The 13,428-nt window shown below is 37.4% G+C and carries 14 protein-coding genes; 9 read left to right on the top strand and 5 right to left on the bottom strand.

Annotated features, from left to right (window positions below; genetic code table 11):
* Window position 1: 1 nt before the first annotated feature.
* Both ES948_RS10845 and ES948_RS04805 read right to left on the bottom strand, forming a co-directional pair.
* Window positions 2–172 carry a hypothetical protein gene (locus tag ES948_RS10845; protein ID WP_188109452.1) on the bottom strand — a complete coding sequence of 57 codons (171 nt, stop codon included), beginning with the start codon at window positions 170–172 and terminating at the stop codon, window positions 2–4.
* 11 nt (window positions 173–183) lie between these two features.
* Entirely contained in the window at window positions 184–489 is a 306-nt protein-coding gene (locus ES948_RS04805) for a hypothetical protein (protein WP_152183810.1), read from the bottom strand.
* 166 nt (window positions 490–655) lie between these two features.
* Here ES948_RS04805 and ES948_RS04800 point away from each other — a divergent pair, with 166 nt between their 5' ends.
* From ES948_RS04800 to ES948_RS04790, 3 genes are read left to right on the top strand one after another with little or no spacing between them, the layout of a single operon-like run.
* Complete coding sequence (locus ES948_RS04800) at window positions 656–907, top strand: OadG family protein (RefSeq protein ID WP_343029872.1); 252 nt, start codon at window positions 656–658, stop codon at window positions 905–907.
* Between the two features lie 8 nt (window positions 908–915).
* Window positions 916–2,718, top strand: coding sequence for a biotin/lipoyl-containing protein (locus ES948_RS04795; RefSeq protein WP_152183808.1), 1,803 nt, complete (start codon window positions 916–918; stop codon window positions 2,716–2,718).
* A gap of 4 nt (window positions 2,719–2,722) precedes the next feature.
* Window positions 2,723–4,060: a sodium ion-translocating decarboxylase subunit beta gene (locus tag ES948_RS04790; protein ID WP_152183807.1), complete on the top strand. Its 1,338-nt coding sequence runs from the start codon at window positions 2,723–2,725 to the stop codon at window positions 4,058–4,060.
* Between the two features lie 226 nt (window positions 4,061–4,286).
* Here the strand turns inward: ES948_RS04790 and ES948_RS04785 are convergent, their stop codons facing one another.
* Window positions 4,287–5,243: a chemotaxis protein gene (locus ES948_RS04785; protein WP_152183806.1), complete on the bottom strand. Its 957-nt coding sequence runs from the start codon at window positions 5,241–5,243 to the stop codon at window positions 4,287–4,289.
* A 119-nt stretch (window positions 5,244–5,362) separates the two neighbouring features.
* Between ES948_RS04785 and ES948_RS04780 the strand changes: the two genes are divergently transcribed.
* The 5 genes from ES948_RS04780 to ES948_RS04760 are packed head-to-tail and all read left to right on the top strand — an operon-like array spanning window position 5,363 to window position 11,292.
* Window positions 5,363–6,172, top strand: coding sequence for an HlyD family secretion protein (locus tag ES948_RS04780; RefSeq protein ID WP_152183805.1), 810 nt, complete (start codon window positions 5,363–5,365; stop codon window positions 6,170–6,172).
* Window positions 6,162–7,910: a molybdopterin-containing oxidoreductase family protein gene (locus ES948_RS04775; RefSeq protein ID WP_152183804.1), complete on the top strand. Its 1,749-nt coding sequence runs from the start codon at window positions 6,162–6,164 to the stop codon at window positions 7,908–7,910. Before ES948_RS04780 ends, ES948_RS04775 begins: the two co-directional genes overlap by 11 nt.
* Before the next feature lie 9 nt (window positions 7,911–7,919).
* A complete protein-coding gene (locus ES948_RS04770) occupies window positions 7,920–9,101 on the top strand; it encodes an aspartate aminotransferase family protein (RefSeq protein ID WP_152183803.1) in 1,182 nt (393 codons plus the stop codon).
* A complete protein-coding gene (locus tag ES948_RS04765) occupies window positions 9,058–10,287 on the top strand; it encodes a TolC family protein (RefSeq protein ID WP_152183802.1) in 1,230 nt (409 codons plus the stop codon). The genes ES948_RS04770 and ES948_RS04765 overlap by 44 nt, the downstream gene beginning before the upstream one ends.
* Entirely contained in the window at window positions 10,288–11,292 is a 1,005-nt protein-coding gene (locus ES948_RS04760) for an SAM-dependent methyltransferase (RefSeq protein WP_152183801.1), read from the top strand.
* Here the strand turns inward: ES948_RS04760 and ES948_RS04755 are convergent, their stop codons facing one another.
* Entirely contained in the window at window positions 11,293–11,667 is a 375-nt protein-coding gene (locus ES948_RS04755; protein WP_152183800.1) for an ArsR/SmtB family transcription factor, read from the bottom strand.
* A 155-nt stretch (window positions 11,668–11,822) separates the two neighbouring features.
* On the opposite strand from ES948_RS04755, the gene ES948_RS04750 reads away from it, so the two are divergent.
* Window positions 11,823–12,305 (top strand): rhodanese-like domain-containing protein, encoded by a 483-nt coding sequence (locus ES948_RS04750; protein ID WP_152183799.1) that lies wholly within the window; start codon window positions 11,823–11,825, stop codon window positions 12,303–12,305.
* An 8-nt stretch (window positions 12,306–12,313) separates the two neighbouring features.
* Here ES948_RS04750 and ES948_RS04745 read toward each other — a convergent pair whose 3' ends face one another.
* A complete protein-coding gene (locus ES948_RS04745; protein WP_152183798.1) occupies window positions 12,314–13,417 on the bottom strand; it encodes a type IV pilus twitching motility protein PilT in 1,104 nt (367 codons plus the stop codon).
* Window positions 13,418–13,428: the final 11 nt, after the last annotated feature.

Raw genomic sequence — 13,428 nt, 5'->3', positions numbered from 1 at the left:
TTTATCTCTCACGTAGAGACTGTGAAATCTGTTCAAGCTTTCCTTTCGGTTTTGTGATAACCTGAACTTCTTCTTTTTGAGGCGGTAGAATAAAGGCAAGCAGTATAAAGATAAAAGAGAAGGCAATTCCCCCTAATATACTGAGTAGCACTTTTAATTTAAAGTCATCCATTTTTTGCCTTTTTAGGAACTTTTTTCCTGCTCACTTGTCATATATATCCAAAACTCTTTATGTGTGTAGCCTTTGTTTAAAAAGAAGAACTGTAAGATAGCTACTCTGTAGAGGGTGATAAACATTTTTGCATAAGGAATAAAAAGACTTAAACGAACAAGCAGGGACTGCTCTTTATTTCCTTTGGACTCTATCATCTCCTGCATGCCGATATTTTTGCTTAGATAGACTCCAAACATCATCGACATAACAAAGTTGAGAATAAGTCCAAATATCATATATGCAATAAAATCTTGTTCATACATTCCTGCTATCATAACTGTTAAATCCTTGAAAAATTATCTCTCTTAGAAGTATTTTATCTAAAAAGATATCAATTAAAGATTAGACTTCGAAAAAGTAACAGAATTCTAATATTAAAAAAGATTAAGTAAAAGAAAAACTTTCTTTAAACATCTTTGTACTATACTACCTGCACAAATTATGAATAAAGGTAATTTTATGGAGACTAACCTCGTAATAGAGGGAGTTAAATTTATGTTTTTAGGAATGGGAACAGTGTTCGCATTCCTAATTATAATGATATTATTTATGAATTTAATGTCATATGTAATACATAAATTTTTCCCTGAGCCACAGCCAAGTGCGGATATGCAACAAGCAGGTGCACAAAAAGACAATAAGAAAATAATTGCAGCAATCACAGCAGCAATTGCACACCATAGACAAGGTTAAGGATTATAATGGCTAAGAAATATATAGATGTAATGGATACAACTTTTAGAGATGGTTTCCAGTCAGTTTTTGGTGGTCGTGTATTAATGGATGACTTTTTTCCGGCAGTTGAAGCGGCTAAAATGGCTGGTATTACTCACTTCGAGTTTGGTGGAGGAGCGAGATTTCAATCGCTTTACTTTTACCTGAGAGAAGATGCATTTGAGATGATGGACAAGTTCCGTAAGATCGTTGGACCAGATGCAAACCTTCAAACACTTGCTCGTGGTGTAAATACAGTAATGCTTGATACTGGTAGTAAAGAGCTTATTGACCTGCATGCAAAAATGTTTAAGAAGCATGGTGCAACGACTATTCGTAACTTTGATGCTTTAAATGATGTAGAAAACCTGAAATACTCAGCTGAGAGAATTACACATCATGGTCTTAAGCATGAAGCTGTTGTTACAATGATGGATCTCCCACCAGGATGCCATGGTGCACATACGGTTGAGTTCTATGAAAAAACACTTCGTGATATCTTAGACAGTGGACTTCCATATGACAGTATCTGTTTTAAAGATGCAAGTGGTACTTCAAACCCTCAAAAAGTTTTTGAAACGATTCAAATGGCTAGAAAACTTTTAGGTGATGATACACATATTCGTCTCCATACACATGAAACTGCCGGTGTTTCTGTAGCTGCTTACATGGCTGCACTTGAAGCTGGTGTTGATGGTATCGATATGGCAGCAAGTCCTGTGAGTGGTGGGACAAGTCAACCAGATATCTTAACTATGCTTCATGCAACTAAGGGAATGAACTATGACCTTGGTGGTTTAGAGCTTGGTAAGATACTTACATATGAAAAAGAGCTTCAAGCATGTCTTGAAGATTACTTTATGCCGCCAGAGGCGACTATGGTTTCTCCTATTATTCCATTCTCTCCAATGCCAGGTGGTGCACTTACTGCAAATACGCAAATGATGCGTGACAATGGTATTATGGAAAAATTCCCAGAAGTAATTGCTGCAATGCAGGAAGTTGTAGAAAAAGGTGGGTACGGTACATCAGTAACACCGGTTTCACAGTTCTATTTCCAACAGGCACTCAACAATGTTATGCAAGGTCCTTGGAAAGCAATTGCTCCAGGTTATGGAAAAATGGTTCTTGGATACTTTGGTAAAACTCCGGTTGAACCAGATCCAGAGATAGTTAAAATTGCTTCAGAGCAGTTAAAACTTGAGCCAACAACTGAAAAAGCTTTAGATCTGGCTGATGCTGATCCTGCAAAATCTTTAGAGAGCTGGATTAACAGACTTAAAGATGAAGATATCGAGATCACTGAAGAAAATATCTTTATCGCAGCAGCTTGTCAGGAAAAAGGTATCGCATTCTTAAAAGGTGAAGGCGAATTAAACGTACGTAAAATTTCAGAAATGAAAAAAGATTGTGAAGAAGGAAGTTCAAATATGGGTAGTGGAAATTATACAGTAGTAGTAGATGGTCAAAAATTTAGTGTTCAAGTAGCAGAAGGTGATGCAGATATCCAAGTAACTGCAGTAAATGGTGAAAGCGCAGCTCCAGCAGCAGCGGCTCCAGCAGCAGCATCAGGTGAAGGTGTAGATATCAAAGCATTACTTCCGGGTAATGTTTGGAAAATCGTAGCGAATCCAGGTCAGAGCGTTAATGAAGGTGATGTAATCATGATTCTTGAGTCTATGAAAATGGAGATAGATGTTGTTGCACCAAAAGGTGGAGTAATCAAATCTATCAATGTAGCTACAAATGATAAAGTTGTAGAAGGTCAAGTCGTAGCAGTCTTAGGATAAGCAGATGAAAAATATTGTAATTAAACTACTTGCATCATTGATGCTTTTTGCATTTGCATTTTCTGCAAATGCTGCTGCATCAGAACATGCAACAACAGAACAGCAAGTATCATCAACGCATAAAGAAGAGAATTATCAATCTAAACCTTTTTCAGAGATGATAACAGGATTCTTGGAGTCAACAGGTATCGTAGCACTTGTAAATCCACGTGAGGATGAGATGAGTGCAACTGGTCAGCCAATGAGTGATTTTCATAAAGGTTTAGGCCGTGTAATTATGATTCTTGTAACATTTTTACTTTTTTGGCTTGCAATTGCTAAAGGTTTTGAACCACTTTTACTCCTACCTATTGCTTTTGGTGGACTTTTAGCCAATATTCCGGTAGCTGGTATCGCAGGAGATCACGGCTTTTTGGGAGTCATCTATCAGATGGGTCTCTCGAATGAAATGTTCCCTATCATCATTTTTATGGGTGTTGGTGCGATGACAGATTTTGGTCCACTATTATCTAACCCTAAAACAGCGCTTCTTGGTGGTGCTGCGCAATTTGGTATCTTTGGTACACTTGTTGGTGCAGTTGCACTCTCTCAAGCTAGTCTTGTTGACTTTACACTGCAGCAAGCATCTGCGATTTCAATTATTGGTGGAGCGGATGGTCCGACATCTATCTTTATCGCAACAAAACTTGCACCTGAGCTTCTTGGAGCGATTGCGGTTGCATCATACTCATATATGGCGATGGTACCAATCATTCAGCCTCCGATTATGAAAGCGTTAACAAGTGAAGCTGAGAGAAAAATCAAAATGAGTACACTACGTCACGTATCTCGTTTAGAGAAACTGATTTTCCCTATTTTAGTACTTGTTCTTGCGATTTTAGTTTTACCAGAATCTACACCACTTATCGGTGCGTTTATGTTTGGTAACTTCTTAAAAGAGTCAGGTGTAGTTGAGCGTTTGAATGATACGCTTCAAAATGCACTTATCAACATTACAACGATCTTCTTAGGTCTTGGTGTTGGTTCTAAACTGGCAGCAGATCAGTTCTTAGTACCTGAGACTATGTTTATTATGGTTCTTGGTATCGTTGCATTCTCTGTTGGTACTGCAGCAGGTGTACTTATGGCTAAGATTATGAATCTTTTCCCAGGTCATAAAATTAACCCACTTATCGGTTCAGCAGGTGTATCTGCAGTTCCTATGGCAGCTCGTGTATCAAATAAAGTTGGTATGGAGTATGATAGAACGAATATGCTTCTTATGCATGCGATGGGGCCTAATGTTGCGGGTGTAATCGGTTCAGCCGTAGCAGCCGGAGTATTAATCTCACTCTTTCAATAACTAAAATTTAAATAGCGACGCACTTGCTGCGTTGCTTCTTTCTCATACCCCAAGAGTACTTCCTCGTTTCACTCACAGCGCATACGAAAGTACGCTTCGTCATCAGCGCCTTGTACCCCAAGGGCATTTCTTTCAGGGCACTTTACATCACTCTTTAAATTTATTCGACGTAATTATTTTATAGATTTTTGAAAAATTAACAAAAGAAAAAAGAAAAAAGAAAAAACTACGCTTGGGCAGTTTTTTTCATGATTGAAGCGATAAGAGGGATGATGTTATGGCTTTTTGTTTTATCGATAAAGCCATCTGCTCCAAGGACTTCTGCTTCACGTTTATTATTGTCACCTGTCATTGATGAGTTTATAACGATTGGGATATTGCTTGTTTTTGGATTTGACTTTAAGAGTTTAACAACAGTAAATCCTGACATCTCCGGCATCTCAATATCTGTAATGATAGCAGAGACTTGTTCAATCTGTGCTTCATCGAGCTCATTGATATAATCAAGAAGTTTTTTTCCATTGTCAAAAAGTTTCATAGTAATATTTGCACGTGCGAAGAGTTGTACAAGATGTCTTTGTGCCGTTTTAGAGTCCTCTGCAATGAGAACTGTTCCAAATTTGAGCTTATCAGGAAGATCTATGTCTTTAAGCATCTCTGTATCTCTGTCTACATCAACAAGTGCTTGTGGTAGCACATCTGCAAGAAGTTTTTCATAATCAAGTATCAAACAGAGTGAGCCGTCTTCCAGGCGTGTATCGTTCATGACAACACCATCTTCTTTAAGTCTGTAACTATCAGGGGCATGCATCTCATTCCAGTTTTTCTTGATAACTCTATATGCAGACATAATACGAAGACCGATAATCACGCCGTTAAAGTCACATATTAAGATATTTGAGCGTTCAATCTCCTCTTTTGTAAGAGTCACCCCTAGCCATGCCGGTAGGTTTAATATAGGAATCTGCAGACCACGAAGAATGATAGTGCCTTCTAAAAGAGGATGTGGTGAAGGTATCTGTGTTAAGAAATGATTTTTTGATTCAACGACTTCTCTTGTTTTGAAAACATTGATAGCATAGTATGCAGAGTCCTCTTTTTCGCTTACACGAAATACCAAAAGTTGCAGTTCGTTGTTTTTTGCCAGATTTGTAGCAGCATCAACATTATCTAATACAGACATTAAATACCTTTTCGTTAAATATGCCTTAATAGTAGCAAAAATAAAATGAAATATGCTTGAATATTAGCTAGGAAATGTTAAAATAGAAACTATTAAAATTAAAAAGAAGGCATAATTAAGTGAGAATACTACTCTATCTATTTTTAACTTCACAACTTTTACTCAGTGAGGTCTATTACTCAAAAGTACAACCTTACAAGTTTAAAAAAATTACATCGAATGTCATTGGAGAAGTGACTTTTATTGATGAAAATATGCTGGGTAAAAAGCTCTCTAAAAAGCCGTTTCTTCTTATAGATTCTGAAATTGACACAGCAGAACTAGCAGATGTGAGAAAAAAACTCATAAGTTTGAAAGATACACTGAAACTAAATCAAGAGATATTACAAAATTTAAAAGAAGTACTTAAAAGAAAAAGAGCAAATTTTAAAAAAACAGAAGCATTAAAAATAAAATCCCGTATTGATAAAGATAGAGAGTTCTATGATTTGATTGTAAGTGAGAACTCATTTATCGCAACACAAAAAGAGGTAAACTCACTGAAAAACTCCATTGCTGACCTAGAGTTGCGTGAGATACAGCTGCAAAAAAACATACGAGATAAAAAAGCTATACAAGAGGGCTATTTACTCTATTCTATTGATGTTGAAGAGGGACAGGTTGTCAATATTGGTACTCCATTAGCAAGAGTAGCAGATATGTCAAAAGCACTGCTGACAGTTTATGTAGATACAGATGAATTACAAAATATTCAAGATAAAATTATCTATATTGATGACAAAAAGAGTAATTATAAGATTTTACGAGTCTTAAATATTGCAGACAGTATCAATATATCAAAGTATAAAGTACAAATTGCTATAAATGCACCAAAAGTTTTCTCTCAATTGGTAAAAGTTGAGTTTAAAGGACAAAAAGATGAAAAGTAGTATTACGGCTTGTCCATTGGATTGTTATGATGCCTGTGGCATTGTTTATGATGATGGCAAACTAAAAGCTTTTAAAGACGGACATACAAATGGTTTTTTATGCCCTCATATTAACCATTATGATGCTCATGCAAGAATAGAAAAAGCTCGTTATAAAGGTCAAGAGATTAGTATGGATGAGGCTCTTGCTAAACTCAAGGAGATACTTGATGCTAATCTGAAGAGTGAAACGCTCTGTTATCGTAGTAGTGGAAACTTCGCATTGATGCAGGGTGTAACAGAGCATGTTTTTGCTCAAATGGGAACGTATGTTACAGAGGGATCACTTTGTGACGGAGCAGGAGAAGCGGGAATCATTGAAGGCAGAGGAAGCAATAAAAATATGCCACTCTCTGAGATTGCAAAGTCTGAAGTTATTGTTTTTTGGGGAAGAAACCCTCACGTAACATCTTCACATCTCTTACCGCTCATTAAAGACAAGACAGTTATTGTTATTGATCCTGTAAAGACAAAGATTGCAAAGATGGCAGATCTGCATATTCAGATCAAGCCGCATACTGACATCTTTTTAGCGATGCTTCTGTACCGTTTTTTGCACATTGAAGATTCGTGTGATGATGCATTTTTAAAAGAGTTTGCAAGTGAGCATGAAGATTATTATGAACTTACGCAGACGATTCGTATCAAAGCGATACTTGAAGATATCGGTATGACACTTGGGCAGATTGGTGATTTCTTACATCTTGTCGTCGGCAAAAAGACGGCTATCGTTTGTGGTGTCGGTATGCAGAAGTATCGTGACGGTGCAGATGTTATGCGTGCTATCGATGCTTTTGCCGTAGGTCTTGGTCTTTTTGGAAAAAAGGGGTGTGGTGTTGCCTATCTAGGTAATTCAAAAGAGGCTATAAAGATGCCATTTGATCTCAGTAAAGCAAAAAAAGTCTCTAAGGTAGATACGCCTTTTGATGAGTTTAAAACAGTTTTTATCCAAGGTGCAAACCCACTCTCTCAGATGCCAGACTCAAACAGAGTGCGAGACAGTATCGAACATGTTGAGAATGTTGTCTATTTTGGTTTGTATGAGAATGAGACAAGTGAGATCGCAGATCTGGTCATTCCTGCCAAAACATTTTTAGAAAAAGATGATATCAGAACATCTTATTCACATAACGGCATGATGTTAATGCATCAACAGCAAGAGAGTGATATTGGGATATCTGAGTATGATTTAGCGGTATTTTTAGCCAAAGAGTATGATATTGCGCTAAAAAGTGAGGCTGAGTATCTTGAACACTTTAAAAATCATGCTGTCGTGAAGATTGATGGCTCTTTTGAAGTAGAAAAGCGTGAAGCAATACCTTATCAAGAGGGCTTTGATACGGATGATGGTGAATTTGTTTTTTTAGAAGAATTTGAAGTACCGCAAAAGGTCGAAGAAAATGAGTTCTATCTTATCACTGTCAAATCACCGAAGTCACTCAATTCTCAATTTTACAGAGAAGAGAATGTCTATCTTCACAGTGCTCTAGGATATAAAGAGGGTGAGTTGGTAAAACTTATCTCAAATGTAGGTGAAGTAGAGTTGCCGGTAAAGCTGAATGATGACTTGCGTGAGGATTGTGTTCTTATTTACAGCGGGACTAAGGGCGTAAACAATTTAACGACTTCAAAACATTCCTATGAAGGTAAAAGTGCAATCTGTCAAGAGAATTTTGTCAGAATTGAAAAAGTAAATTAAAGGATTTTTATGAATATAGAAGAGCTAGATAAAAAATATGTGTTGCCGACATATGCGAGAGCAGATGTTGAGTTTGTAAAAGGTGAAAATGCAACACTTTTTGATGCAGATGGGAAAAAATATATAGATTTTACTTCGGGAATCGGTGTGGTTTCTGTCGGACATGCCAACAAAAGAGTTGCACAGGCTTTGTGTGAGCAGGTCTCACAAATAACACACATCTCAAATCTTTACTATATTGCGCCGCAGGCTAAAGCAGCACAGAGAGTGGTAGAGGCAAGTGGCTATGATATGCAGTGTTTCTTTGGAAACTCCGGTGCAGAAGCAAATGAGGGAGCTATTAAGATAGCACGTAAGCACGGTGAACGTGATGGAGAGATAAAACGCTATAAAATCATTACACTCAACCACTCATTTCATGGGCGTACAATTACAACCGTAAAAGCAACAGGCCAAGAGTCTATGCATAACTACTTTGGACCGTTTCCTGATGGTTTTGTTTATGCCGATGGCATTGATGAGATAGAATCTCTTTTAGATGACCATACAGCAGCTGTAATGATAGAGCTGATTCAAGGTGAGGGTGGTGTTGAACCGCAAGACAAAGAAAAAGTGCAGGCTCTGGAAAAACTGCTTAAAGAAAAAGAGATTCCGCTTATCGTTGATGAAGTACAGACTGGATGTTATCGTGTAGGTGAATTTACAGCTTCTCAGGCTTATGGTATTGAACCTGAAATCATTACTTTAGCAAAAGGTGTTGCTGGAGGAGTTCCTGTCGGTATAGTTATGACAACACTTAAAAATGTGCTCTCAGCAGGTGATCACGGCTCAACTTTTGGAGGAAACTATCTCTCAGCTCGTGCAGTATGTGAAGTAGTTGATATTCTCGATGAGCTAAAAAAGAGCGGTGATTTGGAGAGTACATCTTTGATTTTCAACCAAGCTCTTGAAGCATTTTACAAAGAACATCAAGATATTTTTACTCAAAAAGTCGGCTTTGGTATGATGTGTGGACTCCGTGTAAAAGATGCCGAGACTTTGTCAAATATCATCAATAGTGCAAGAGAAAATGGAGTGATGGTGCTTAAAGCCGGAAGAAACACACTTCGTTTCTTACCACCACTTACAATTACAAAAGAGGAAATTGATGAAGGCTTTAAAGCTCTCACTGCTGCTGTTTCTGGGCTCTAGTCTTTTTGCCAATGAGAACAATGCAAGTTTAGATGCTTATATCTCAAAATACAAGCAAGATGCATTTGGGTATGATTATGAAAAGAATGCAGCAGAGAGCTCAAAACTGCGTGATTCATGGATAGCACCGCTCAATATAAACTACTCATTTTCACGCTCAAAACCCTATGAAAAAGAGCAGCAAAATGAGAGTGCTGCCATTAAGATGGACCAACCGATTTTTCAAAGTGGTGGTATCTATTATGGTATCAAATTTGCCAATGCAAGCAGGCGCTATTCGGACTACAGCATTGATGTTGCAAAACGAAAGATGATAAAAGATGCCGTAGCACTGCTTATGCAGATAAAGCAGACTGCTTTAAAAGTAAAAAAACAGAAACTTTTAATCAAAAACTCCGAAATAAATCTGGCACAGAAAAAAGAGCAGTATCTTAGTGGACAGCTGGATTCTGGTTTCTTGGACAATGCAATCATTCAAAGAAATATAGTCATCCAGACACTTTATGATATAGAGACAGTAAAAGAAAAACTTGTGACACAGTTTCAGACCTTGAGTGATCTGGACTATAAAACAGCAAGGATTCCACATCTTGAATATTTGACACCAGAGCAGTTTATCAAACATAATATCGTACTTAAACAAAGAGATGCTGAGATTCAAAAAAACAGATATGCTAAAGATGTGCGTGTCGCAAAGTATCTTCCTCGCGTAAACATCACAGCCGGGTATAACTGGAGTAAAAGCAGTGGGCAGCAGTTCTATGCTGGTGGTAGTCTCTTTGACAGTTCGAACGAGTTAAATTATTATGATTATGGTTTTCGGGCAACTGTTCCTTTGGATATCAATACATTTCGTGATATTGAATCAGCACGTGTAGATTATCTCAAAGCACAGCTACTTAAAAAAGACAAACAAAGAGAACTGCAGGCTCTTTTTGAACAGGTCATGCATAATATTGAAAACTTTGACAAGAAAATAGCACTTTCAAAAGAGAACAAAGAACTCTATAGTAAGTTACTTCGTGATACAAAAGAGCTTTTTGCTGCAGGGTACAAGACAGAGTACGATGTCGATACGCTCAAAAACTCTTTGGAGATACAAAATATAGATACAGAGATATATGAGATAGACAAGCAGTTAGAGTTGTTAACACTCTATGAGATGTATGTAAATAGTGGAGAGTAGATGAAATTCAGTGAATATATGACAGAGTGGCTCTATGGTGAAGATGGTTACTATACGACCTATAAAAACATAGGGAAAGAGGGTGACTTCTATACAGCAGTAAGTACAAGCAAGTTTTTTGGTGGTACCATTGCCAAGCATATCATTGCTTTGGTGGATGAGGGATTTTTACAGCCTGATGCAACGATTTGTGAGATTGGTGCGCATCATGGTTACTTTTTGGCTGATGTGTGTGAGTTTCTTTATACGTTAAGACCGGCATTGCTCTCTTCGTTTAACTTTGTCATCATTGAGCGTTTTGATGATCTGCAGAGGCAACAGAGAGAATATTTTGCAGAGAGTTTTGGTGATGTTGTAAAGCTCACACACTATAAATCTCTGCGTGAGATGCATGTCGAGAATGCTTTTTTTATTGCAAATGAGATATTTGATGCATTTCCTTGTGAACTCTACTTCAAGGGTGATGTGGCACGAGTTGAAGATCATGAAGTGATATTTGATCAAAAAGATGATTGGGTAGAGCAAAAAGCGAAAAAGTACCATAAAGACAGAGGTGAGATAGCTGTTGGCTATGAAGAGTTTGCACGTGAGATGGCAGGAGCTGCAGAGCAGTTTGAATTTATGAGCTTTGATTATGGTGAGATGCAGGCTCGACCAGATTTTTCACTGCGTGTCTATACGAAACATAAAGTACTTCCTTTTTTTCTCCCTGAAGATAATGAAGATTACATTCCAAGAGAACAGCTTTTTAAAAAGAGTGATATTACCTATGATGTGACCTTTGAGCATGTAAAAGATGCTTATATTGAAGCTGGAGTTGATTTTGTAGAGTTTAAAGCACAGATGGTGGCTCTTGTTGATATGGGACTTTTAGAACTTTTGGAGATGCTTCAAAAAAATGCAGATGAGAAGATCTATAAACAAGAGTTAGAAAAAGCAAAAATCCTTATCATGCCAAACTTTTTGGGTGAGCGTTTTAAAATGATACGTTTTCGCAAGCAATAATCAGCTGAGGGTTACTTCTCCAAAAAAGGCTTCTCGGTTGTTTTCAAAATTCTCAACGAGTGTACTAAAACAACTGCCGAGCTCTCGTATTGTTTCAATATTTGGTTCAATATAGATTTTATTCCCTTTTTTCTCCATAGTGACAATATTGGCCTCACGCAACTCTTTTAAATGCTTTGAAATAGTAGGTAAAGAGAAGTTAAAATGCTCAGCGATAGTGCTTACACATGTTGCATGAGGGCTTACCTGAACATTTGGGTCTTTTTTATCAATGGAACAGGTATAACCACCTGTAAATATATTTTTAAAAATAAGAAATCGTGTTTCATTCCCCAATGCTTTAAAAATTTTTATCTTCTGCTGCATATCTAACATACATACCCTTATTCATTGCTTGACATTTTATAAAAAAGATTATAGCATACTTGAAGCTATTTAGCTAAATGCCTAAATTCGAATTTAGCTAAATAGATTTTATATAAATTTTACAGACTCTTGATAGAGTATGTAAAATCAAATCAAGGAATGAAATGAAAGATAGATTCTTAAAAGTTGTGTTTATAGGTATCTTGGCATCAAGTACATTGGTAATGGCAAAAGAGATGAGCAAGATGGACTTAATCAATGAAGCTAAAAAAGAAGTTGGGGAAATAACACCTCAAAAGCTCAAGTATATGTTGGATGAGGGTGAGGATGTTATCGTTCTTGATGTACGTGAGAGCGAGCAGCGTTCGGAAGGGAGTATCCCTTATGATGAATTTAATAAAGAGAATTTCCATACTATCACACGTGGGAATTTAGAGTGGAAAGTAGATAAAGAGATAAAAGACAAAGATGCTGTTATTGTGACATATTGTCGTCGAGGTGGCCGTGGAGCATTGGCTGCAGAAGTGCTGCGAAAAATGGGTTATAAAAATGTAACAACACTCAAAGGTGGTCTGAAAGGTTGGGCAAAAGCCGGCTATCCTGTTAAAACAGGTTTGGGAAATGTTGTTCTAAAAAAAGAGGAGTAGAAAGGCTTTTACAGCCCTTCTATCATTTTCATTAACTCTTCTGGACGGTTCGAGTTTTTGATAGCATTTTCTTTTGTAATAACTCTTTTTTGAAGGAGTTCAATTAGCTGTTGTGTTTGTGTAGTCATAAATGTCTCTTGTTGGTTGAGTTGCATTTGTGAGTAGATTTGGTGTACTTTATCTTCACGAATCTGATTTTGAATTGCAGGATTTGTGATCAAAATCTCTTGTGTTGCCACTTTACCACTTCCGATACGAGGAATCAGTGTCTGAGAAATTACAGCGACTAAAGAAGATGCCAACTGTGCACGAACCTGAGCTTGCTCTTCACCACTAAAAACATCGATAATACGGTTAATAGTACTAGGAGCTGAGTTGGTATGGAGTGTTCCAAAAACCAAGTGACCGGTTTCAGCGGCAGTCAGAGCTGCACCGATTGTCTCGGCATCACGCATCTCCCCGATGAGAATAATATCAGGGTCTTGACGGAGTGAATACTTTAATGCTGTTGCAAATGACTCTGTATTACTTCCTACATCACGTTGTGAAAAGAGTGACTTGATGTTTTTATGCACAAACTCTACCGGGTCCTCAATCGTGATAATGTGACGACGTTCTGTCATATTGATCTCATGTAACATGGAAGCTAGTGTCGTTGATTTACCTGAACCTGTTGGACCGGTAACTAAAATAAGCCCTTTTTCTTTTTTTACAAGTTCTTTAAAGATTGGAGGGTTTCCATACTCATCTAGAGTAGGAATATCAATTGGAATCATACGAAAAGCACAACCGATTCCGTGAATAGTACGGTAGTAGTTGGCACGAAAACGTCCAATATCTTTCAACTCAAAAGAGAAGTCAAGTTCATTATGCTCTTCAAACTCTTTTTTCTGCTTGTCTTCGATGAGAGAGTAGGCCATCTCTTCAACATCATTTGCTGTTAAAACCGGAAGATTTAGAGCACGTAGCTCTTTATCTATTCTGATTTGTGGTTCACTTCCAACAACAAGGTGTAAGTCAGAAGATTTGAACGCTAAAACACTTTTGAGTAATTTTTTGATGTCTAATCTTTTGTTTGCACCTTCGGATGGTGTTGCAACTTCTTCACTCATAAAAGCTCCTG

The organism is Sulfurimonas indica (genome assembly GCF_009192995.1).
Lineage (GTDB): Bacteria > Campylobacterota > Campylobacteria > Campylobacterales > Sulfurimonadaceae > Sulfurimonas > Sulfurimonas indica.
Note: the sequence above shows the minus strand (reverse complement) of the source record. Positions and strands in the feature narration are given on the sequence as shown.

Excerpts from the sequence above, each read along its gene's own strand:
- ES948_RS04805 (WP_152183810.1), bottom strand. The coding sequence starts at position 489 with ATGATAGCAGGAATGTATGAACAAGATTTTATTGCATATATGATATTT.
- ES948_RS04760 (WP_152183801.1), top strand. The coding sequence starts at position 10,288 with ATGAAATTCAGTGAATATATGACAGAGTGGCTCTATGGTGAAGATGGT.
- ES948_RS04800 (WP_343029872.1), top strand. The coding sequence starts at position 656 with ATGAATAAAGGTAATTTTATGGAGACTAACCTCGTAATAGAGGGAGTT.
- ES948_RS04765 (WP_152183802.1), top strand. The coding sequence starts at position 9,058 with ATGAAGGCTTTAAAGCTCTCACTGCTGCTGTTTCTGGGCTCTAGTCTT.
- ES948_RS04775 (WP_152183804.1), top strand. The coding sequence starts at position 6,162 with ATGAAAAGTAGTATTACGGCTTGTCCATTGGATTGTTATGATGCCTGT.
- ES948_RS04790 (WP_152183807.1), top strand. The coding sequence starts at position 2,723 with ATGAAAAATATTGTAATTAAACTACTTGCATCATTGATGCTTTTTGCA.
- ES948_RS04750 (WP_152183799.1), top strand. The coding sequence starts at position 11,823 with ATGAAAGATAGATTCTTAAAAGTTGTGTTTATAGGTATCTTGGCATCA.
- ES948_RS04795 (WP_152183808.1), top strand. The coding sequence starts at position 916 with ATGGCTAAGAAATATATAGATGTAATGGATACAACTTTTAGAGATGGT.
- ES948_RS04745 (WP_152183798.1), bottom strand. The coding sequence starts at position 13,417 with ATGAGTGAAGAAGTTGCAACACCATCCGAAGGTGCAAACAAAAGATTA.
- ES948_RS04755 (WP_152183800.1), bottom strand. The coding sequence starts at position 11,667 with ATGTTAGATATGCAGCAGAAGATAAAAATTTTTAAAGCATTGGGGAAT.
- ES948_RS10845 (WP_188109452.1), bottom strand. The coding sequence starts at position 172 with ATGGATGACTTTAAATTAAAAGTGCTACTCAGTATATTAGGGGGAATT.
- ES948_RS04785 (WP_152183806.1), bottom strand. The coding sequence starts at position 5,243 with ATGTCTGTATTAGATAATGTTGATGCTGCTACAAATCTGGCAAAAAAC.
- ES948_RS04770 (WP_152183803.1), top strand. The coding sequence starts at position 7,920 with ATGAATATAGAAGAGCTAGATAAAAAATATGTGTTGCCGACATATGCG.